Source organism: Streptomyces sp. L500, from assembly GCF_054551825.1.
Map to the genome: position 1 here is coordinate 145,223 of NZ_JBTOLC010000010.1, position 23,967 is coordinate 169,189.

Annotated in this window: 2 protein-coding genes; both read right to left on the minus strand. The window is 71.9% G+C overall.

The window, feature by feature from the left end:
* Window positions 1–55: 55 nt before the first annotated feature.
* On the minus strand, window positions 56–268 hold the full coding sequence (locus tag ACX9I7_RS13035; protein WP_308430310.1) for an MbtH family protein: 213 nt from the start codon (window positions 266–268) through the stop codon (window positions 56–58).
* Complete coding sequence (locus ACX9I7_RS13040; RefSeq protein WP_459387410.1) at window positions 268–23,934, minus strand: non-ribosomal peptide synthase/polyketide synthase; 23,667 nt, start codon at window positions 23,932–23,934, stop codon at window positions 268–270. Before ACX9I7_RS13040 ends, ACX9I7_RS13035 begins: the two co-directional genes overlap by 1 nt.
* Window positions 23,935–23,967: the final 33 nt, after the last annotated feature.

The window sequence follows — 23,967 nt, forward strand, 5'->3', positions numbered from 1 at the left end:
TCGACTTCCGCGTCGGGGCGCGGGGTGGCTCACTGCCGCATCGCCGGTCCAGGGGTCACTCCTCGCCCATGGCGCGGGCCAGGCTCCGCGGCCGCATGTCGGTCCAGTGCTCCTCGACGAAGTCGAGGCACGCCTGGTGGGTGTCCTCGGGGTGGGCCACGGTCCACCCGGCCGGTACGGCCACGGCCGCGGGCCACATCGAGTACTGACCCTCGTCGTTGACCAGGACCAGGAACGTTCCCTCGGTGTCGTCGAACGGGTTGCCCATCAGTTCTCCTCCTTGGTTGTCGTGTTGCGGGCGATGACGGCCCGGAGGTGTTCCTCCAGAACCGGGCCGATCAGCTCGAGCGCTTCCGGCGTCATGATCGTGCTGTGGCCGGTGGGGATCGGGTGGTAGGTGATCTCGCCGGCGACGTAGTCCCGCCACACCTCGGGGTCGAGCACCCGTTCCCGCTCCTCTGTCGCGCCGAAGATCAGCATGTCGGCGTCGACCCGCTCCGGCCGGTGCCGGGTGGCGATGGCGATGTTGCGGTGCAGGATCTCCATCAGCAGTTGGAACTCGTCCTCGGCGACGTTGCCGAGGACCGTGTTGGTGGTGCGGGCCAGCTCCGAGAACTGCGCGAAGGTGAGCTCGCCGCTCGGCATGGCCGCCGGGTCGATGCCCAGCACTTCGAGGATGCCGGTGTAGACCTTGGCGGTGGCCTCGACGACCTGCCGCTGTTCCTCCTCGGTCAGGGGCCTGGCCGGTTCGGAGTCGAGCGCGACGATGAGCCCGACCCGTTCTCCGGCGGCTTCGAGGCGGGCGGCCATGGCGTGTGCCACGACGCCGCCGAACGACTGGCCGAGCAGGTAGTAGGGCCCGGTCTTCTGTACCTGACGCATCTCCTCGATGCAGTGGTCGGCGACCTCGATCAGGGTCTCCGGCAGCTCGTCCGGGTGGCTCAGCGCACGGGACTGCAGCCCGTACACCGGGAAGTCGGGGCTCAGGCGCAGCAGCAGATCCGAGTAGGACCAGCAGATCGCCGCCCCGGGGTGGACGCAGAACAGCGGCGGCAGGGTGCCCCCGGTGCGGAGCGGGAGGAGTACGTCGAAGGCCCTGTCGGTGCCGTCGGAGCCGAGGTGCTCGGCGAGCTGGGCGACGGTGGGCCCGGCGAAGAAGGCCCGGATCGGCACCTCCGTGCCCATCACCTCGGCGATGCGGGCGATCAGCTGGTTGGCCAGCAGGGAGTGGCCGCCCAGGTCGAAGAAGTTGTCCTCGACGCCGATCTGTCCCAGGTTCAGCACCTCGGCGAAGAGTCCGCAGAGGATCTCCTCCTGCGGGGTGCGCGGTCCGCGCCCCATGGGTGCCGCGATCCGCGGCGTCGGCAGCGCCTCCCGGTCCACCTTGCCGTTCGGTGTGAGCGGGAAGTCCTCCACCGCCGTCACCACCGCCGGCACCAGATGCTCCGGCAGTGACCGGCGCAGGTCCTCCCGGATGCCGGTGACGTCGGCGTCGGGGCGCGCGGGGACCACGTAGCCGAACAGCGCGGCGTCACCCCGGTGGTCGGCGCGTACGACCACGGCGGCCCGTGCGACGGCCGGATGCTTCACCAGCGCCGCCTCGACCTCGCCGGGCTCCACCCGCACCCCGCGGATCTTCACCTGGTCGTCGGTGCGGCCCACGTACTCCAGCTCGAACGCGTGGTTGAGGCGGCCGATGTCCCCGGTGCGGTACATCCGAGAGCCGGCCGGTCCGTAGGGGTCGGCGACGAAGCGGCCGGCGGTCAGCCCGGGCCGGTGGAGATAGCCGCGGCCCACGGCCGGGCCGGCGACGTACAGCTCGCCGTCGGTGCCGGGCGGCACCATCCGCAGGTTCTCGTCGAGGACGTAGACGCGCGTCCCCGAGTTGGGGCGGCCGACCGTGACGCGTGCGCCGTCCGCGACGTTCAGGGGGTCCGTCATCGTGCAGGCGACGGTGGTCTCGGTCTGGCCGTAGACGTTGATCATCCGCCGCCCCGGCGACCAGCGGGCGGCGAGATCGGGGGTGAGGACCTCGCCGCCGAGGAGCAGGCCGCGCAGTGCGGTGAGGCGGCCCGGCGCGTCGGCGGGCAGGCTGGCCAGCACCGACGGCAGCGTCACCAGGTGGGTGATCCGCTGCTCGGCCAGCACCCGGGCCAGCGCCTCGCCCGCGAGGAGGCCCGGCTCGGGAAGGACGAGCGTGCCGTGCGCGGCGAACGCCACGACGAGTTCCATCACCGAGGCGTCGAAGCTCGGCGAGGAGAGCTGCAGGACACGGGAGCCCGGCCCGAAGCCCCAGCGGTCCCGCCAGGCGTCGGCCGCGTCCGCCAGGCCCGCGTGGGTGATCACCGCGCCCTTGGGCCGGCCGGTCGACCCCGACGTGTAGATGACATAGGCCGGGTGGTGCGGGCCGAGCGCGGCCGAGCGGTCCCGGTCGGTGGGGTTCGTGTCCGGCATGCCCTCCCACCGCACAACGGTGGCCGGGTCGTCGATGTCGAACACCGGCTGCCGATCGCCGAGCCGGGCGGCTCCGGAGGCGTCCGTCACGACCAGCCCGGGCCGGGCGTCCGCGCACAGGTACGCCACCCGGTCGGCCGGGTAGGCCGGGTCGATCGGCAGATACGCCGCCCCGCTCTTGGCGATGGCGAGGACGGTGACGATCTGGGGGAGACCGCGCGGCAGCAGCACGGCGACGAGGTCCTCCGGACCCACGCCCCGGTCGATCAGCGCCCGTGCCATCCGGTTCGCCCGGCTGTTCAGCTCGGCGTAGGTGAGGTCCGTGGTGCCGTCGGTCACGGCGATCGCGGACGGGTCGGCCGTCGCCCAGGTCTCGAACAGCCGAGGCAGCGTTCCCGGCACGGGATCAGCGATATGGACTTCCGCCCCGCTCGTCACGTCAAGTCCTCCGATGGGTTGGTGGGGAGAGTCGGCGACTTCGCGCAGCAAGGTGCCGAACGCGTCGAGGAAGCCGTCGATGGTCGCGGCGTCGTAGAGATCGGTGGCGTACTCGGCGGCGAGGATCAGCCCGGCGGGCGCACCTGTCTCGTCGAACGTCTCGATCGCGTTGACGGTGAGGTCCACCCGGGCCACACCCGTCTCGACCCCGTCCAGCTGCGGCCGCGCGGTCAGCCCGGCCAACTCGAACTCGGCCTCCGGTGTGTTCTGCAGTGCGAGTTGGACCTGGAAGAGCGGGTGGTGCGCGGCCGAACGGTCGGGGTTGAGCTTCTCCACCAGGTGGTCGAAGGGAATGTCCTGATGGGCGTAGGCGGCCAGGCTGGTGTCGCGCACCCGCTCCAGGAGCTGGACGAAGCCGGGGCCGCCCGAGGTGTCGATGCGCAGCACCAGCGTGTTGACGAAGAAGCCGATCAGGTCGTCGAGGGCGTCGTCGACGCGCCCGGCGATCGGTGCGCCCACCGGGATGTCGGTGCCGGCCCCGCTGCGGGTCAGCTGTGCGCCGAGCGCCGCCTGGAGGGTCATGAACAGGGTGGCTCCGTTGTCGCGCGCCAGGTCCCGCAGGGCCTGGTGGAGGTCCGCGTCGAGGGTGCGGGTCAGCGTCGCACCCTGGTTGCCGGACTCCTTCGGGCGCGGCCGGTCGGTCGGCAGCGTCACCAGCCGTGGCAGGCCGGCCAGCTGTTCCCGCCAATAAGCGAGCTGGCGTCCAATCGTGCTGTCCGGGTCGGTGTCGTCGCCGAGCATCCGGCGCTGCCACAGCGCGTAGTCCGCGTACTGCACCGGCAGCGGCGCCCAGGACGGGGTGCGACCCGCCGCCCGTTCCCCGTACGCCGTCGTCAGGTCCCGGGCCAGGGGCCGCAGCGACCAGCCGTCGGCGGCGATGTGGTGGACGACCAGCAGCAGCACCCACTCGTCGGGGCCCGTGGTGAACAGCCGGGCCCGCAACGGGATCTCCCGCGCCAGGTCGAACTCGTGCCGGGAGGCCTCCCGAAGCACCCGCGTCAGATCGTCCTCGGAGACCTCACGCACCGGCAGGTCGACGTCCCCGGCGTCCAGGACGCGCTGGTGCGGCACTCCTCGGTGCTCGGCGAAGACCGTCCGCAGCGCCTCGTGCCGGGCCACCACGTCGCCCAGGGCGGACCGCATCGCGGCCACGTCGAGGGCACCGGACAGCCGGATCGCCAGAGGCGAGTTGTACGTCGCCGACGGCCCCTCCAGCTTGTGGAGGAACCACAGCCGCTGCTGCGCGTACGACAGGGGCAGCACCTCCGGGCGGGGCTCCGGCCCGAGGGCGGGCACCGTACCGTCAGGGCCCGCGCCCCGGGCCAGCGCCGCGGCGAGCCGGGCGGGTGACGACGCGGCGAACACCTGCCGCAGGGGCACCTCGATGCCGAGGACGGCCCGGATGCGGCTGGTGAGCCGGGTGGCGAGCAGCGAGTGGCCGCCGAGGTCGAAGAAGCCGTCGTCGACACCGACCCGGGGGAGGCCGAGGAGGTCGGCGAACAGCTCGCAGAGGATCTCCTCGTACGGGTCGCGCGGGCCCCGGTCCTCGCCACCGGTGGTCATGAACCCGGGTTCCGGCAGGGCCCTGCGGTCGATCTTCCCGTTCGGGGTGAGCGGGACGCGCTCGATCGGTGTGATCGTGGCCGGGACCATGTGGTCGGGCAGCAGCGCCTTGACCGTGGCGCGCAGTCCGGACACGAACTCGCCGGCGTTCCGGGCGAGGGAGGGCACGTTGGCGACCGCTTCCGGGCTGCCCGGCCGGTACACGTCCGCGAGGGGCGCGTCGTCGCTGATGTCGGCGAGCAGCACCACGTCGTAGGCGTCCTGGTCCCTCGGAGACCAGGTCGGCACCGCCCGCCAGCCCCGGCCGGCCGCCCACCGGCGGATCCGTTCGGGATGCAGCCGCGGATCGGCCGGGTCGGCCAGCCGGGGGTTGGGTATGCCGGTCACCCGTGCGGGTGCCGTCAGCTCGTCCAGGGCGGTGACGTCGCGGCCCCAGACCAGCTCCGGCAGGTCCCCGACGGGCCGTGTGGCGCCGGTGTGCAGCACCACCTCGTAGCGGTACGCGGTCAGTTCGTTGTCGGCGTCGCCCCGCTTGAGCAGCACCTCGACGCCGGTGAGCCGGGGGTGGCGGAAGGAGGTGAAGAACTCGGGGGCGAGGAGGAGCTCCTTCTCGACGGCCACAGCGTGGTCCACGGCGGACGCGCCCGACCCGGGGTACCGGAACCCCTGGACCGCCGCGTGCAAGGCTCGCAGCAGTCCGTGGTGCCGTACGTCGCCGACGACGATCCGGCCGCCGTCGGCGAGCAGGTCGACGGCCTTGCCGAGTACGTCGCGCAGGTAGCCGGCGCTGGGGAAGTACTGGACGACCGAGTTGAGCACGACGACGTCGAAGTGACCCCGGGGCAGCTCCGACATGTCGTGCGCCGGCCGGCACCGCAGGTGCACGTGCTCCCAGTGCCGATCCCGCGCGTACTCCCGCAGCCGGTCCACGGCGGCGGACGAGAAGTCCGTGGCCCAGTACTCCTCGGTCCGCTCGACCAGCGGGATCATCACCAGGCCGGAGCCGGCGCCGATCTCGAGCACCCGGCGAGGACCGAACCGGGCCACCTGTTCCACGGCGGACCGCTGCCACTCCCGCATCTGGTCGATCGGGATGGGCGCCCCCGTGAAGGAACTGTTCCAGCCCTCGAAGTCGGCGCCCGGCTCACGCGGCAGGCCACGGTAGACCTCGTGGTAGATACTGCGCCATTCGTCGAGCTGGCCGTCGAAGTCCGCCGTGGTTCCCCCGTCGGCCGGCACGACGTAGGCGGCGAGCGAGAGGGCTCCCGAGCGGTCCTCGCGCGGTACGACGACGGCACGCGCGACGGAGGGCTGTGCGGCGAGGACGCGTTCCACCTCGCCGGGTTCGACGCGGAAGCCCCGGATCTTGACCTGTTCGTCGGTGCGGCCGAGGTACTCCAGTTCACCGTGGGTGTTCCAGCGGACGAGGTCTCCTGTGCGGTACATCCGTGTCCCGGCCGGGCCGTAGGGATCGGCGACGAAGCGCGACGCCGTCAGGGCCGGACGCCGGCCGTAGCCCCGGGCCAGGCCCTCGCCCGCGATGTACAGCTCGCCCGGCACGCCCGGTGCCACCAGCCCCAGCGACTCGTCCAGCACGTACAACCGGGTGTTGAGGGCGGGCGTGCCGATGGGCACCGGGGGCTCGGTCAGGTCGCCGGTCTGGCTGGCGACGACGGTCGACTCGGTGGGGCCGTAGGCGTTGACCACGCGCCGGCCGGGCGACCAGGACCGCAGCAATTCGGGCGGGCATGCCTCGGCGCCGACGACGAGGGCCCGGAAGCCGGTCAGGTCCCCGGGTGCCCCGGGCGGCAGGGTGCTCAGCACGGACGGCGGGATCAGGGCGTGGGTGATGCGGTGGTCGGCGAGCGCCCGCGCCAGCTCCTCACCGGCGAGGCGGTCCGCCGAGGCGATCACCAGGGCGGCACCGGAGTCCAGGGCCCAGACGAGTTCCAGGACGGAGGCGTCGAAGCTCGGCGACGAGAACTGCATGATCCGGCTGTCGCCGTCGGCGGCGCAGCGCTGCCGCAGCGTGGCGGCGAGGCTCGCGAGTCCGCGATGGGTGACGACGACGCCCTTGGGCATGCCGGTCGAGCCGGAGGTGTAGATCACATATGCCGGGTGGTCCACTGTCACCGGACGCACGAGGTCTGCGTCATCGGGGTCGTGGTCGGGCAGTCCGTCGAATGATTCCGACTCGTCGATGACCAATGCGGGTTCGGCGTCCCGCAACAGGTACTCCACGCGTGCCTGCGGATAGGCCGGGTCGATCGGCAGATACGCCGCTCCCGCCTTGGCCACGCCCAGTACGGCCGCGATCTGCCGCGCACCGCGCGGCATGAGCACGCCCACGACGTCCTCGGCGCCCACGCCGCGCTCGATCAGATACCGGGTGACACGGTTCGCGTGCGCGTTCAGCTGTGCGTACGACCAGCTGAGGTCTCCCTCGACCACGGCGGTCGCGTCCGGAGTCGCCGTGACTCGGCGCTCGAACAGTTCCGCCAAGGTCACCGTGTCGGTGTCGGTCTTCGCCGTGCCCCACTGGTCCAGCAGCCGGGCCCGCTCGTCGGGACCGAGCAGATCCACCTCGCTCAGCCGGGCCCCTGGTGTGGTCACCATGGCTTGGAGGACGCGCACCCAGCGTGCTGTGAACGCCTCGATCGTGGAACGGTCGTACAGATCCGTGGAGAACTCCACCACACCGGTCAGACCGGCCGCGGAGCCGTCGGACGAGGTGGTCTCGGTGAGGCTCAGCGACAGGTCGAAGCGGGAGGTGCCGGTGCCCTGTCCCTCCTGCCGTACCCGCAGGTCAGAGAGGGTGAAGTCGGCCTCGGCGTTGTTCTGCAGGACCATGGCGATCTGGAACAGCGACTGATGCGACGCCGACCGCAGCGGGTTGATCTTCTCTACGAGGTACTCGAAGGGAATGTCCTGGTGCGCGTACGCGGCGAGGCTGGTGTCGCGTACGCGCTGGAGCAGTTCGGCGAAGGTCGGGTCGTCGGACGTGTCGGTGCGCAGTACCACCATGTTGACGAAGAATCCGACCAGGTCGTCGAGTTGTTCGTCGGTGCGGCCGGCCACGCCCGCGCCGACGACCACATCCGTCCCGGCGCCGGACCGGGTCAGCAGGGCGGACAGCGCCGCCTGAAGCACCATGAACAGCGTCGAGCCGGTCTGCCGGGCCAGCGCCATCAGCTCGTCGTGCAGTCCGTGGTCGACCTGGAAGGTGCTGACGTCGCCCTGGTAACTGGCCACCGCCGGCCGGGGGCGGTCGGTGGGCAAGGTCACCTGTTCCGGCAGGCCGGCGAGCCGTTCCCGCCAGAACGCGAGCTGGCGGCCGAACTCGCTGTCGGGGTCCGTGTCGTCCCCGAGCAGTTCCCGGTGCCAGAGGCTGTAGTCGGCGTACTGCACCGGCAGCGGGGACCACTCCGGGGCCCGGCCGGCCTCGCGCGCGGCGTACGCCGCCGCCAGGTCGCGGGCCAACGGCCGCAGTGACCAGCCGTCGGCGACGATGTGGTGGAGGACCAGCGTCAGCACCCACTCGTCGTGGCCGACCACGAACAGCGAGGCCCGCAGCGGGATCTCGGCGGCCAGATCGAACCGGTGGCGTGCCGCGTCCCGCACCTCCTCGTCCAGGGCGGCGACGTCGGCCTCGCGCACGGGGAGCTGGATCGTGACCTCGGCCATGTCCAGGATTCGCTGGTACGGCGCACCGTCGTGCTCGCCGAAGACGGTGCGCAGCGCCTCGTGCCGGGCGACCACATCGGTCAGCGCCAACCGTAGCGCGGGCACCTGGAGGGGGCCCGTCAGGCGCAGTGTGAACGGCATGTTGTAGGTCGGCGAGGGGCCTTCCAGCTTGTGCAGGAACCACAGCCGCTGCTGGGCGAACGACAGCGGCAGCACCTCGGGGCGCGGCAACGTCACGAGGGCGGCCCTGGCGGGGGAGTTCGCTTCGAGAACGGCCCGTGCCAGCGCGGCCGGGGTCGACGCCTCGAAGAGGGTGAGCAGCCGGACCTCGATGCCGAGTTCGGCACGGATTCGGCTGATCAGCCGGGTGCCCAGCAGGGAGTGGCCACCCAGGTCGAAGAAGCTGTCCTCCACACCGACCCGGTCCAGTCCGAGGATCTCGGCGAAGAGCCCGCACAGGATCTCTTCCTCCGGCGTGCGGGGTTCCCGTCCACCCGAGGTAGCGAAGTCGGGTTCCGGCAACGCCTCGTGGTCGATCTTGCCGTTCGGCGTGAGCGGGAACTCGGGCAGCGCCATGAGCGCGGCCGGTACCAGGTGGTCGGGCAGCAGCCGGCGGAGGTCCTCGCGTACGGCCGCGGAGTCGACGCCGGGGCGTGCGGGGACCAGGTAGCCGACCAGCGCGGGGTCGCCCCGTCGATCACCGCGGACCACCACGGCGGCACGGGCCACATCCGGGTGCGCCGCCAACGTGGCCTCGACCTCGCCGGGCTCGACGCGGATGCCCCGGATCTGCAGCTGATGGTCGGAGCGGCCCAGGTACTCGAGTTCGCCGTCGGCATTCCAGCGGACGATGTCGCCGGTCCGGTACATCCTCGAACCGGACGGGCCGTACGGATCAGCGACGAAGCGGGATGCCGTCAGCCCGAACCGGCCCAGATAGCCGCGGGCCACCCCGGTACCGGCGATGTACAACTCACCGCGCGAACCCCGAGGCACCAGCCCCAAACCCGCGTCCAGCACATACACCCGGGTTCCGGCGAGTGGAGCGCCGATCGGGTGCGCGCTCCCCGACAGCGGACGGCTCACCGACGCCGCCACCGTGGTCTCCGTCGGACCGTACAGGTTCGTCATCCGCCGACCGACCGACCAGCGACGGACCAACTCCGCTGAACACGCCTCGCCACCGACGATCAGGCTGCGCAGTCCCGGCAGTGCGTCTGCCGCGTCGTCCGGCAACGTGGCCAGCACCGACGGCGGCACGAACGCGTGCGACACCCCCGCACCCGCCAACAACGCCGCCAACTCCTCACCGGCGAGCCGTTTCTCGCGGGCGACGACGAGGGCTGCGCCTGCGCCGATGGCCATCATCAGTTCGAGGACGGAGGCGTCGAAGCTCGGCGACGCCAGGAGCAGCACCCGGCTGTCGCTGTCGACGTCGGTACGCTCACCCGTGCCGGCGGCGAGCGCGGCCAGGCCCCGGTGGGTCACCACTACGCCCTTGGGAAGGCCGGTGGAGCCCGAGGTGTAGATGACGTACGCCGGGTTGTCGACGTGGACCGGCCGGACGCGGTTCTCGTCACCGGGGTCGTGCTCGGGCAGGCCCTCGAACACCTCCGAATCGTCGATCACCAGCGCCGGCTCGGCGTCCCGCAACAGGTACTCCACCCGGGCCTGCGGATAGGTCGGGTCGATCGGCAGATACGCGGCGCCGGCCTTGCCGATTCCAAGCAGGGTGGCGATCTGTGTCGCGCTGCGCGGCATGAGCACGCCCACGATGTCCTCGGCGCCCACACCGCGTCCGATGAGATGCCAGGCGACACGGTTGGCGTGTGCGTTGAGCTGCGCGTACGACCAGCTGACGTCTCCCTCGACCACGGCCGTCGCGTCCGGGGTCGCCGTGACGCGACGTTCGAACAGCTGGGTAAGGGTCGTCGGACGTACCGTCGGCTCGGTGGACGCCCAGCCGGTCAGCTGGTCGCGCTCTCCATCGAGCAGCAGGTCGACGGACCCGATCCGCTGCCCCTGGTCGAGTGCGACGGCGGCCAGGAACCGCAGCCAGCGCCCGATGAAGGCATCGATGGTCGCCGCGTCGTACAGGTCGGTGGCGTATTCGACGGCGCCGATGACACCGGCGGCACCGTCGGCGTCCTGCTGCTCGGCGAGACTGATGAACAGGTCGACGCGGGACAGCCCCGTGCTGACGCCCTCCATGCGGGTGCGCAGGCCGGGCAGTTCGAAGCTGGTCTCGGGGTTGTTCTGGAAGGCGAGCAGGACCTGGAAGAGGGGGCTGTGGGCGGTGCTGCGGTGGGGGTTGAGCTTTTCCACCAGGTACTCGAAGGGCACGTCTTGGTGGGCGTAGGCGGCGAGGGAGGTGTCGCGTACGCGATGCAGCAATTCGTCGAATTCCGGGTTTCCGGAGGTGTCGGTCCTGAGGACGAGGGTGTTGACGAAGAAGCCCACCAGGTCGTCGAGTGCGTCGTCGGTGCGCCCGGCGATGGGGCTGCCGATGGGCACATCGGTGCCCGCGCCGGAGCGTGTCAGCACCGCGGCGAGGGCGGCTTGGAGCACCATGAAGAGCGTCGCACCGCTGTGCCGTGCCAGCGCGAGCAGATCGGCGTGCAGGTCGGCCTCGATACGGAACATGTGCACGTCGCCCGCGTAGGACGCGGCCTGGGGCCGTGGGCGGTCGGTCGGCAGGGTCACCTGCTCCGGCAGGCCGTCCAACTGATCCCGCCAGTAGGTCAGTTGCCGCCCAGTGACACTGTCGGGGTCGGTGTCGTCGCCGAGGAGCTGTCGCTGCCAGAGCGTGTAGTCCGCGTACTGCACCGGCAAGGGTGTCCACGACGGACCATGGCCCGCCCGGCGATCGGTGTACGCCTTGGCCAGGTCACGGGCCAGTGGCCCCAGCGACCAGCCGTCGGCGGCGATGTGGTGCACGACCAGCAGCAGCACCCACTCGTCCGGTCCCGTGGTGAACAACCGGGCCTGCAAGGGGATCTCACGCGAGAGATCGAAGGCGTAACGGGCAGCCTCCCGCAGTGCCCCCGGCAGTTCCTCCTCGGAGACCTCGTGCACGGGCAGATCGACCTCAGCGGTATCAAGAACACGCTGATACGGCACCCCGTCCGACTCGGCGAACACCGTCCGCAGCGCCTCATGACGGCCCACCACGTCACCCAGCGCCGCCCGCAACGCCATCACGTCCAGCGCGCCCGACAGCCGGATCGCCAATGGCGAGTTGTACGTCGCCGACGGGCCCTCCAGTCGATGCAGGAACCACAACCGCTGCTGGGCCGAGGACAGCGGCAACAACTCGGGCCGCGCCATCCGCTCCAAGGCAGTCTGCACCCGGCCCTGCCCCTCCCCGAGCACCACCGCCAGCTCCGCCGGCGAAGGCGCCGTGAACAGGGCGCGGGGTGCCAGCTCGCAGTGGAACGTCTTGCGGATGCGGATGATGAGCCGGGTGGCGAGCAGGGAGTGGCCGCCCAGGTCGAAGAAGCTGTCGTCGGGCCCTACCTGGGGCACGTCGAGGACCTGGGCGAAGAGGAGGCAGAGCAGTTCTTCCTGCGGTGTACGCGGTGCGCGTGTACGGCCTCCGGTCTGCTCGGGGTCCGGCAGTGCCCGCTCGTCGATCTTCCCGTGCGCGGTGCGGGGAATCTCGTCCAGCACGACGACGGCCGACGGCACCAGGTGCTCGGGCAGCTCGTGCTGCGACCAAGCACGCAGTTCGCCGCCGTCCAGGACCCGTCCGGCGGCCGGCACGGCGTATGCCAGGAGTTGCAGGTCGTCGTCGGGGCCGGGCCGGACGATCACGGCGGCCTGGGCGACAGCGGGGTGCCGGAGCAGCGCGGACGCCACCTCGCCGGGTTCGACGCGGAAGCCCCGGATCTTGACTTGTTCGTCGGTGCGGCCGAGGTAGTCCAGTTCCCCGTCGGTGTTCCAGCGGACGAGGTCGCCTGTGCGGTACATCCGTGTTCCGGCCGGGCCGTAGGGGTCGGCGAGGAAGCGCGATGCCGTCAGGGCCGGACGCCGGCCGTATCCCCGGGCCAGGCCCTCGCCCGCGATGTACAGCTCGCCCGGCACGCCCGGTGCCACCAGTCCCAGCGACTCGTCCAGCACGTACAACCGGGTGTTGGCCACCGGACCGCCGATAGGCGGGGACCCGGGTGACAGTTCCCCGCTCATGGACGCGCAGACGGTCGACTCGGTGGGGCCGTAGGCGTTGACCATGCGGCGGCCGGGCGACCATCGCGCGGTCAGCTCGGGTGTGCACGCCTCGCCCGCCACCACCAGGGTGTGGAGGTCGGGCAGGTGGGCGGCGGCCTCCGCGGGCAGGGTCGCCAGCACGGTGGGCGGCAGGGTGAGGTGGGTGACGCGCTGTTCGCGCAGGACGGCCGCCAGGTCCTCGCCGGCGAGCCGGTCGGTCTCGGGCAGCACCAGAGTGGCGCCCGAGCCGAGGGTCATCACGAGCTCCCAGACCGTGGCGTCGAAGCCGAGCGCGGCGAACTGCAGCACCCGGGAGCCCTCACCGGCCCCGAGCCGCCGCTGGGTCGCCGCCAGGCTCGCGAGTCCGCGGTGGGTCACGACGACGCCCTTGGGCATGCCGGTCGAGCCGGAGGTGTAGATCACGTATGCCGGGTGGTCGACTGTCACCGGACGCACCCGGTCCCCGTCACCGAGGTCGTGGTCGGGCAGTCCCTCGAACGAGTCCGACTCGTCGATGACCAATGCCGGTTCGGCGTCCCGCAACAGATAGTCCACCCGTGCCTGCGGATAGGCGGGGTCGATCGGCAGAAACGCCGCCCCTGCCTTGGTCACGCCCAGTACGGCCGCGATCTGCCGCGCACCGCGCGGCATGAGCACACCCACGACGTCCTCGGCGCCCACGCCCCGCTCGATCAGGTACCGGGCGACGCGGTTGGCGTGTGCGTTGAGCTGCGCGTACGACCAGCTGAGATCTCCCTCGACCACCGCCACCGCGTCCGGAGTCGCCGTGACACGACGCTCGAACAGCTCCGCCAGGGTCGCCGTGTCGGTGTCGGTTGTCGCCGTGCCCCATTGCTCCAGCAGCCGGGCCCGCTCGTCGGCAGCGAGCAGGTCCACCTCGCTCAGCCGGGCTCCCGGTGTGGTCACCATGGCTTGGAGGACGCGCACCCAGCGTGCTGTGAACGCCTCGATCGTGGAGCGGTCGTACAGATCCGTGGAGAACTCCAGCACACCGGTCAGACCGGCCGCGGAGCCGTCGGGTGCGGCGGCCTCGACGATGTTGATGGAGAGGTCGACGCGGGAGACGCCGGTGTCGATCGAGGTGCCGGAGGCGGTGACGCCCGGCAGGTCGATGTTCTGCTTCGCGGTGTTCTGGAGTCCGAACAGGATCTGCACGAGCGGGTGGTGGGCGGCGGACCGGTGCGGGTTGAGCCGCTCCACCAGGTACTCGAAGGGCATGTGCTGGTGGGCGTAGGCGGCCAGGGAGGTCTCGCGCACCCGGGTGAGCAGGTCGCGCAACGTGGGATCGCCGGCGGTGTCGGTGCGCAGCACCAGCATGTTGACGAAGAGACCGACCAGGTCCTCCAGGCGGTCGTCGGTGCGCCCGGCGATGGGGGAGCCGACCGCGATGTCGGTTCCGGCGCCGAGACGGGTCAGCACCCCGGCGAGGCCCGTCTGAAGGATCATGAACAGAGTGGTGCCGGTCTCCCGGGCCAGGTGGACGAGTTGGTCATGCTGTTCGGCGTCGAGGTCGAAGGTGACCGTCTCGCCGTGGTAGCCGGCGACGGCGGGACGCGGCCGGTCGGTGGGCAGGGTCATCTGGTCGGGCAGGTCCGCCAGTTCCTCCAGCCAGTAGGCGACCTGGCGGCTGAAGACGCTGCCGGGATCGTCGTCGGTGCCGAGGTGCTCACGCTGCCAGAGGGTGTAGTCGGCGTACTGCACGGCGAGCGGTCGCCACGACGGTGCGGTGCCGGCCCGGCGGCCGGTGTACGCGGCCGTCAGGTCGGACACCAGGACCTGCAGCGACCAGCCGTCCGCGACGATGTGGTGGAGGACCAGCGTCAGCGCCCACTCGCCGGGCCCGGTCGTGAACAGCCACGCCCGCAGCGGGATCTCGTGGGCCAGGTCGAACTCGTACCGGGCCGCCTCGCGCAGAGCCTGCGGCAGTTCCTCCTCGGTGGTCTCCCGGATCTCCAGCCCGGGCACGGCCTCGGCCACGTCCAGGATTCGCTGGCACGGGGTGGCGCCCTGCTCGGCGAAGACGGTGCGCAGCGCCTCGTGCCGGGCGACGACGTCGGCCAGCGCCTCCCGCAGCGCCGGGACGTCCAGGTCACCGGAGAGCCGGATCGCCAGCGGGGAGTTGTAGGTCGCCGAGGGGCCTTCCAGCTTGTGCAGGAACCACAGGCGCTGCTGGGCGAACGACAGCGGCAGGACCTCGGGGCGGGGCATCGGCCGCAGCCGGGCGGGGACGGGACCGCCTTCCACCAGCCGGTCGGCGAGGCGCCGGGGGGTCGGGGCGTTGAAGAAGGTCCGCATCGACACATCGACGCCGAGCGTGCCGCGTATCCGTGAGATCAGCCGGCCGGCCAGGAGGGAGTGGCCGCCGAGGTCGAAGAAGTTGTCCTCGGCGCCGACCCGGGTGATCCCGAGGACGTCGGCGAACACCGACCGCAGGATCTCCTCCTGCGGCGTGCCCGGCGATCGGTCGTCCACGCCCGTGGTGACCGGGCGTGGCAAGGGCAGCGCGTCGCGGTCCAGCTTGCCGTTCGGGGTCAGCGGAAACTCGCCGAGCACGACGACCGCGGCCGGCACCAGATAGTCGGGCAGTTCGCGGCGCAGCTCCTCGCGCAGCCGGGCGGCGTCGGCCGGCTCCTCGCCGGTCGTGACATACGCGTACAGCGTCTGGAAGCCGTGCTGATCGGGACGGGCGACCACGACGGCCCGTGAGACGCCGGGCTGCCGCAGCAGTGCGGCCTCGACCTCGCCGGGCTCGACGCGGATGCCCCGGATCTTGAGCTGATGGTCGGAGCGGCCGAGGTATTCGAGTTCCCCGTCGGCGTTCCACCGGACCACATCGCCGGTCCGGTACATCCGCGAACCGGGCGGGCCGTACGGGTCGGCGACGAAGCGGGAGGCGGTCAGCCCGAACCGGCCCAGATAGCCGCGGGCCACCCCGGCACCGGCGATGTACAACTCACCGCGCGAACCCCTGGGCACCAGCCCCAAACCGGCGTCCAGCACATACACCCGCGTCCCGGCGAGCGGGGCACCGATCGGATGGGCACTGCCCGACAGCGGACGGCTCACCGACGCCGCCACCGTGGTCTCCGTCGGACCGTAGAGATTCGTCATCCGCCGACCCACCGACCAGCGACGGACCAACTCCGCCGAACACGCCTCGCCCCCGACGACCAGGCTCCGCAGTCCCGGCAGTCCGTCTGCCGCGTCGTCGGGCAACGTGGCCAGCACCGACGGCGGCACAAACGCATGAGATACCCCCGCACCCGCCAATATCGCCGCCAACTCCTCACCCGACAGCCGACCGGGTTGGGGCATCACCAGGACGGCGCCCGCGTGGAACGTGGTGAGGAACTCGAAGACGGAGACGTCGAAGCTCGGCGAGGTGAGCTGCAGCACCCGGCTGCCCCGGTCGATGTCCGCCCGCTCGCCACCGCTGACCGCCAGTGCGGACAGACCCGAGTGGGTGACGACCGTGCCCTTGGGCCGGCCCGTGGACCCGGAGGTGTAGATGACGTACGCCGGGTGCTCGACCCGCAGGGCGGTCCGGCGGTCGGCGTCGGTCGGGTCGGTCGCCGGCAGGTCCCGGAGAGCGGAGGCCAAGGCCGGGTCGTCGACCGTGATGGTGTCGATCCTGGCGAAGGCCGTCGTGGTCGCGGCGCTCCCGGCGGCCGTGTCCGCGTGGGCGGTGTCGGTGAGCAGGAGCTTCGGCCCCGCGTCCGCGACGAGATAGCCGACCCGTTCCGCCGGGTAGGCCGGGTCGATCGGCAGGAACGCGGCGCCGGCCTTGCCGATCCCGAGGAGGGTGGCGATCTGTGTCGCGCTGCGCGGCATGAGCACGCCCACGATGTCCTCGGCGCCCACACCCCGCCCGATCAGGTACCGGGCGATGCGGTTGGCGTGTGCGTTGAGCTCCGCGTACGACCAGCTGAGGTCTCCCTCGACCACGGCCGTCGCGTCCGGGGTCGCGGAGGCCGTGGCTTCGAAGACCGACGGCCAGACCAGCTGTCCGGGGGCCTCGGTGTCGCGTCCGGACAGGGCGAGGACCGTCGCGGTCTCCTCGTCGGAGAGCAGGTCGACGCCGTTGATGCGGCGGCCCGGGTCCTCGACGGCCGTCCGCAGCATCCGTACGAGGCGAGCGGTGAACGACTCGACGGTGCTCGCGTCGTACAGATCGGTCGCGTACTCGACGGCGCCCCGGATGCCCTGCGGTGAGCCGTCGCCGCCGAACGTCTCGGTGATGTTGAGGGTGAGGTCGACCCGGGACACACCGGTGACGATCTCGTCCGGCTCGGCGCGCAGGCCGGGCAGGTCGAAGCTGGTCTCGGGGTTGTTCTGGAAGGCCAGCAGGACTTGGAAGAGGGGGCTGTGGGCGGTGCTGCGCTGGGGGTTGAGTTTCTCCACCAGGTACTCGAAGGGCACGTCCTGGTGGGCGTAGGCGGCGAGGGAGGTGTCGCGTACCCGGCGCAGCAACTCGTCGAATTCCGGGTTTCCGGAGGTGTCGGTCCTGAGGACGAGGGTGTTGACGAAGAAGCCGACCAGGTCGTCGAGTGCGTCGTCGGTGCGCCCGGCGATGGGGCTGCCGATGGGCACATCGGTGCCCGCGCCGGACCGTGTCAGCACCGCGGCGAGGGCGGCTTGGAGCACCATGAAGAGCGTGGCACCGCTGTGTCGTGCCAGCGCGAGCAGATCGGCGTGCAGGTCGGCTTCGATACGGAACATGCACACGTCGCCCGCGTAGGACGCCGTCTGCGGGCGCGCGCGGTCGGTCGGCAAGGTCACCTGCTCAGGCAGACCAGCCAACTGATCCCGCCAATAAGCGAGCTGGCGCCCAATCGTGCTGTCCGGGTCGGTGTCGTCGCCGAGGAGTTGTCGCTGCCAGAGCGTGTAGTCCGCGTACTGCACAGGCAGCGGCGCCCACGACGGGGCACGGCCCGCCGCGCGTTCCCCGTACGCCGTCGTCAGGTCACGGGCTAACGGCCCCAGCGACCAGCCATCGGCGGCGATGTGGTGCACGACCAGCAGCAGCACCCACTCGTCACGACGCGTAGTGAACAACCGGGCCTGCAAGGGGATCTCACGTGAGAGGTCGAAGGCGTAACGGGCGGCCTCCCGCAGTGCCCCCGGCAGTTCCTCCTCGGAGACCTCGTGCACGGGCAGATCGACCTCAGCGGTATCAAGGACCCGCTGATACGGCATTCCATCCGATTCGGCGAACACCGTCCGCAGTGCCTCATGGCGACCCACCACGTCACCCAGCGCCGCCCGCAACGCCACCACGTCCAACGCACCGGACAACCGGATCGCCAACGGCGAGTTGTACGTCGCCGACGAGCCCTCCAGCCGGTGCAGGAACCACAACCGCTGCTGGGCCGAGGACAACGGCAACAACTCAGGCCGCGCCATCCGCTCCAAGGCAGTCTGCACCCGGCCCTGCCCCTCCCCGAGCACCACCGCCAGCTCCGCCGGCGAAGGCGCCGCGAAGATCTGGCGCAGGAGGGCCTCGACGCCCAGGACCGAGCGGATGCGGCTGGTCAGCCGGGTGGCGAGCAGGGAGTGGCCGCCCAGGTCGAAGAAGCTGTCGTCGGGCCCGACGCGCTCCAGGCCCAGGATGTCGGCGTACAGCTCGCACAGGATCTGCTCCTGCGGGGTGCGTGGCCGTCGGCCGTCCGAGACCATGACCTCCGGGTCCGGCAGCGCTCGGCGGTCGATCTTTCCGTTCGGGGTGACCGGGATCCGCTCGATCGGGGTGATCGTCGCCGGAACCATGTAGTCCGGCAGTAGCCCCTTCAGGGTCGAGCGCAGTTCGGAAACCAGTTCGCCGACCGTACGGGCCACGGCGGGCACGTTGGCCTGCTCGACGGCCGCTGCGGGGCGGTACACCTCGGCCAGCGGCTCCGCTTCGGGGGCGTCCGTCAGCACGACGTCGTAGGTGTTCCAGCGCTGCGACGACCAGGTCGGCACCGCCCGCATGCCGTGTGCCGCCGCCCAGCGCCGTACCGCCTCGGGGTCCAGCTCGGGCTCTGACGTGGGCGGCACCGCGTCGGCGCCGTCCAGCGCCCGTACCGCGGCGACGCCGTCGGCCAGCCGGGGGTTCGGGATGTGGGTCACCCGTGCCGGGCCGGTCAGCTGGTCCGGATCGGTGAGGTCGCGGCCCCATACGAGGACGGGCAGGTCCGCGAGCCGCCGCGCCGGTGCGGTGTGCAGGACGACCTCGTAGCGGTAGCCGGAGAGTTCGGTCGACGCCCCGCCCGCCTTCAGCGACACCTCGACGCCGGAGAGGGCCGGATGCTCGAAGGAGGTGAAGAACTCCGGAGCCAGCAGCAGTTCCTTCTCCACCGCGATCGCGCGCTCGACCGCTGCCCGTGCCCCTGGAGTGCCGCGGAAGTCGTGCACGGCCGTCTGGAACACCCGGAGCAGTCCGTAGTGCCGGACGTCGCCGACGATCACCCTGCCGCCGTCGGCGAGGAGGTCCATGACCCGCGTCAGCACGTCGCGCAGATAGTCGGCGCTCGGGAAGTACTGCACCACCGAGTTGATGACGACGGTGTCGAAGTGGTGGTGGGGGAGGCCGGAGAGGTCGTGCGCGGGCCGGCACGTCAACCGCACGTGGTCCCAGCCGCGTTGGCGGGCGAAGTCGCGGAGCCTGTCGACGGAGACCTGCGAGAGGTCGGTGCCCCAGTACTCGTCGACCTCGTCCGCCAGCGGGGCCATCAGCAGACCGGAACCCGCGCCGATCTCCAGGACCCGGCCGGGGCGGAACCGCAGCACCGCGTCCACAGCGGCCCGCTGCCATGCCCGCATCTCCTCGACGGGGATCGGGCCGCCGGTGAACGAACTGTTCCAGCCCACGAAGTCATTGCCCGCGTCGCCGGAGAAGCCCGTGTAGACCTGGTCGTAGAGGTCGTTCCACTCGGAGAGCTGATCGTCGAAGCCCTCGTTCGTCGCCTCGGCCGCCAGCACGGTGTACGCGGCGAGGGAGACGGCTCCCGAACGGTCCCGGCGCGGCACCACCACCGCCCGCTCCACGGACGGTTGGCTCGCGAGGACGCGCTCGATCTCGCCGGGTTCGACGCGGAAGCCCCGGACCTTCACCTGCTCGTCGGAGCGTCCCAGGTACTCCAGTTCGCCGTCGGCGTTCCAGCGGACGACGTCGCCGGTCCGGTACATCCTCGCACCGGGGGCGCCGAACGGGTTCGCGACGAACCGTGACGCCGTCAGGCCGCCCCGGCCGAGGTAGCCCCTGGCCAGGCCCGCGCCGCCGATGTACAGCTCGCCCGGGACGCCGGGGGCGGCGGGCCGGAGGGTCGTGTCCAGGACGTGCAGTTCGGCGTCGAGCACCGGCCTGCCGATCGGTGCGCGTGCCTCGGTCAGCGGGAAGGTGTGCGAGGCGGCGACGGTGCACTCGGTCGGGCCGTAGGCGTTCACGAACTCGCGGCCCGGCAGCCACAGGCGCACGAGTTCGGGCGGGCACGCCTCCGCTCCGACGCTGAGCATCCGGAACTCGGGCAGCCGGCCGGCCGTCTCCGGTGCCAGGGTGCTCAGCGCGGACGGCGGGATGTGCGCGTGGGTGATGTGGTGCTCGGCGAGCGCCTGGGCGAGTTCGTCGCCCGCCAGACGGTGCTGGCCGGCGATGCACAGCCGGGCCCCGGAGGTGAACGCCCACACCATCTCCAGTACCGAGGCGTCCACGCTGGGCGACGACAGTTGCAACACGCGGCTGTTCCCGTCCGCCGCGCAGCGTTGCCGCAGGGTCTCGGCGAAGGCGGCGAGACCGCGGTGGGTCACCACGACGCCCTTGGGGCGGCCGGTCGAACCGGAGGTGTAGATGACGTACGCCGGGTTGTCGACGTCCATGGGCCGGACGCGGTCACCGTCGGTGGGGTTCTCCTCCCGGCCCGGCCGCCCACGCGTGAACCCGTCCTCGTCGACCACGACCAGTTCGCAGGTCAGGTCGGAGGGCAGGTCCTCGGCTCCGGCGCGGGAGGTCAGCACCAGCCGGGGGGCCGAGTCGGTGAGCACGTGCCGGTTGCGTCCTGCCGGGAAGACGAGGTCCACCGGTACGTACGCCGCACCGGCCTTGAGCACTCCGAGCAGGGCGGCGACCAGGCGGGCGGAGCGCGGCATCGCGATGCCGACCAGGTCCTCCGGGCCGATGCCCCGGTCGATGAGCCGGCCGGCGACGCGGTTGGCGTGCCGGTTCAGCTCGCCGTAGGTCCAGGTGTCGGCGCCGTCGCTCACGGCGACGGCGTGGGGGGTGGCCGCCGCCTGCCGTTCGAACAGATCGCTGAAGGTCAGCGGCTCGACGTCGCGCTCGTCCCGGCGCCATTGGGCCAGCCGGGACTCGTCGCCGGGGGTGATGACGTCCAGGGTGTCGATCCGGCGGCCGGGGTCCGCCACGACCTGGCGGATCAGCCGGGTCCAGCGCTCGACGACGGCCTCCACCGTCGGCCGGTCGTAGAGGTCGGCGGCGTACTCCACCGTGCCGCCGATGCCGGCCGGGGTGCCGTCGGGTGTCGTGCTTTCCGTGACGCTCAGGGAGAGGTCGAAGCGGGCGGTGCCGGTCGGCACCGTCTCGGCGCGTACCCGGAGTCCGGGCAGGTCGAACGGGACGGAGGTGTTGTTCTGCAGGACCAGGGCGACCTGGAACAGCGATTGGCGCCCGGCACTCCGGTGCGGGTTGAGGCTCTCGACCAGCTGCTCGAACGGGATGTCCTGATGGCTGTACGCCGCGAGGCTGGTGTCGCGCACCCGGTCGAGCAGTTCCGTGAACCTCGGCGAGCCGGACGTGTCGGTGCGCAGCACCAGCATGTTGACGAACAGTCCGACCAGGTCGTCGAGGGCGGGCTCGGACCGGCCGGCGACACCGGCGCCGATGGCGATGTCGGTGCCCGCGCCGAGCCGGGTCAGCAGGGCCGCGAGGGTCGCCTGCAGAACCATGTAGACGGTGGCGCCGTTGTCCCGGGCGAGTTCCGTGACGGCGGCGTGCAGTTCGGCGTCCAGGGTGATCGGGACGACGCCGCCCCGGTAGGTCGCCACGGCGGGGCGGGGCCGGTCGCCGGGCACGGTGATCTCGTCGGGCAGCTCGGCGAGTTGCTCGCGCCAGTACCGCGACTGCTCGCTCAGGGGGCCGGCCGGGTCGTTCTCGTCGCCGAGCAGCGCTCGCTGCCAGAGCGTGTAGTCGGCGTACTGGACCGGGAGCGGCAGCCACTGCGGTGCCGTGTCGTCGCGCCGCGCGGAGTAGGCGGTGACCAGGTCGCGGGCCAGCGGCGCCCCGGACCAGCCGTCACCGGCGATGTGGTGGATGACGAGCGTCAGCACGGACTCGTCGGGGCCGAGGACGAGCAGTTCGGCCCGGATGGGAAGCTGCCGGGCCAGGTCGAATGCGTACCGCGCGGATCGGCGCAGTTCTTCGTCCAGGTCCGCCGCGTCGATCCGGCGGACGGGCAGGTCGGGGCGTATCTCGTCGGGGTCGGTGATCAGCTGGTACGGCTGTCCGTCGATCTCGGGGAAGAGGGTGCGCAGCGGTTCGTGGCGCCGGACGACGTCGGCCAGGGCCTCCGCGAGCGCGGCGGTGTCGACCACGCCGGTCAGGTGGAGGACGAGCGGCATGTTGTAGGTCGCCGACGGGCCTTCGAGCCGGTGGAGGAACCACAGGCGTGCCTGTGCGTAGGACAGCGGGATCCGCTCGGGCCGTGGCAGCGGGGTCAGCTCCGGGCGGGCCGGGCCGGCCTCCTGCCGCTGGAGGTGTGCGGCGAGGGCCGCCGGGGTCGGCCTCTCGAAGAAGTCCCGCATGTCGACGTGGAGGCCGAGGGCGCCCCGGATCCGGCCGATGAGCCGGCCGGCCAGCAGGGAGTGTCCGCCCAGGTCGAAGAAGTCGTCGTCGAAGCCGATCCCCGGCAGTTCGAGGATCTCGGCGAACAGCGTCCGCAGCATGTCCTCCAGCGGACCGCGCGCGGTCCGCTGGAGCCCGGCGGGGGTGTGGCGGGGGTCGGGGAGGGCGTCGCGGTCGACCTTGCCGTTCGGGGTCAGCGGCAGGCTGTCGAGGGGCACGACGCTCGCCGGGACGAGGGAGGGCGGCAGTGCGGCGCGCAGTTCGTCGCGCAGCTCCGCCGCGCTCGGCGTGCCGGACGGGGACGGCACCACGTAGGCGACGAGGCGCTGTTCGCCGCGGGTGTCGGCGCGTACGGCGACGGCCGCGTCCACGATGTCGGCCCGCCGCCGCAGCACCGCTTCGAGCTCGCCGGGCTCGACCCGGGCGCCTCGGATCTTGACCTGGTCGTCGGCGCGGCGCAGGAACTCCAGCCGTCCGTCCGGGTGGCGCACTCCGACATCGCCGGTACGGTACATCCGTGCGCCGGGCGGCCCGTAGGGGTCGGCGAGGAAGCGGGTGGCGGTCAGGCCGGGGCGGCGCAGATATCCGCGTGCCACGTTGGCGCCCGCGACGTACAGCTCGCCCGGCTTTCCCGGGGGGAGGTGCGCGAGCGCGTCGTCCAGGACGTGGACGCGGGTGTGCTCGATGGGGGTGCCGATCGGGGCGCGGGTGCCGGTCAGCGGCGCGGTGAGGGTGGCGGCGACGGTGGTCTCGGTGGCGCCGTAGCCGTTGATCAGCCGGCGTCCCGTCGACCAGCGGCGTACCAGCTCGGGCGGGCAGGTCTCGCCACCGATGTGCACGGTGGTCAGGTCGGGCAGCTGGTTCTCGGCGTCCGCCGGCAGCGAGGCCAGCACCGGTACCGGGAGCGTGACACAGGTGATCCGCTCCTCGCGGAGCACCCGGAGCAGGTCGTCGCCCACGAGTCGCTCGGCGCGGGGGACGACCAGGGTGCCGCCGGTGGCCACGGCGGTGAGCAGCTCCCAGATCGCCACGTCGAAGCCGAGCGACGCCAGTTGCAGCACGCGCGGGGTGTCGCCGGGGGCGTACTGGCCGGTGACGGTGCGGGCGAGGTTGACGGCGCTGCCGTGACTGACGCCCACGCCCTTCGGCGTGCCGGTGGAGCCGGAGGTGTAGATGACGTACGCGAGGTGGTCCGCGGTGAGCGCGTGGATTCGGTCGTCGTCCCCGGGGTCGTCGGCGGGGTGCGCGGCCCACGCGGCGACGACGGACGGGTCGCCGATGTCGACGGCCCCGGGGAAGCCGGTGCCCGCGCCGTCGGTCAGGACCAGGCCGGGCGCGGCGTCGCCCAGCAGGTATCCGATGCGCTCCGCCGGCAGGACCGGGTCGAGCGGCAGGTAGACGGCGCCCGCCTTGAGCGTGCCGAGCAGCGCGGCGACCTGGTCGAGGCCGCGCGGGAGGGCGACGCCCACCGCCCGCTCGGGCCCGACGCCCCGCCCGATCAGCCACCACGCGACGCGGTTGGCCGCCGCGTTCAGCTCCCGGTACGACCACGAGCGGCTGCCGTCGGTGATCGCCGGCGCGTCGGGGTGCGCCTCGACCACCGACTCGTACAGCCGGGCGATTGTGTGCCGCGCGCCGGGCAGTCGAGTCGCGGCCGCTACATCAGCAGAGCTCATGCTCACTTCCATCGGGTCGTCGGGGCGGCGGAT

Excerpts from the sequence above, each read along its gene's own strand:
- ACX9I7_RS13035 (WP_308430310.1), bottom strand. The coding sequence starts at position 268 with ATGGGCAACCCGTTCGACGACACCGAGGGAACGTTCCTGGTCCTGGTC.
- ACX9I7_RS13040 (WP_459387410.1), bottom strand. The coding sequence starts at position 23,934 with ATGAGCTCTGCTGATGTAGCGGCCGCGACTCGACTGCCCGGCGCGCGG.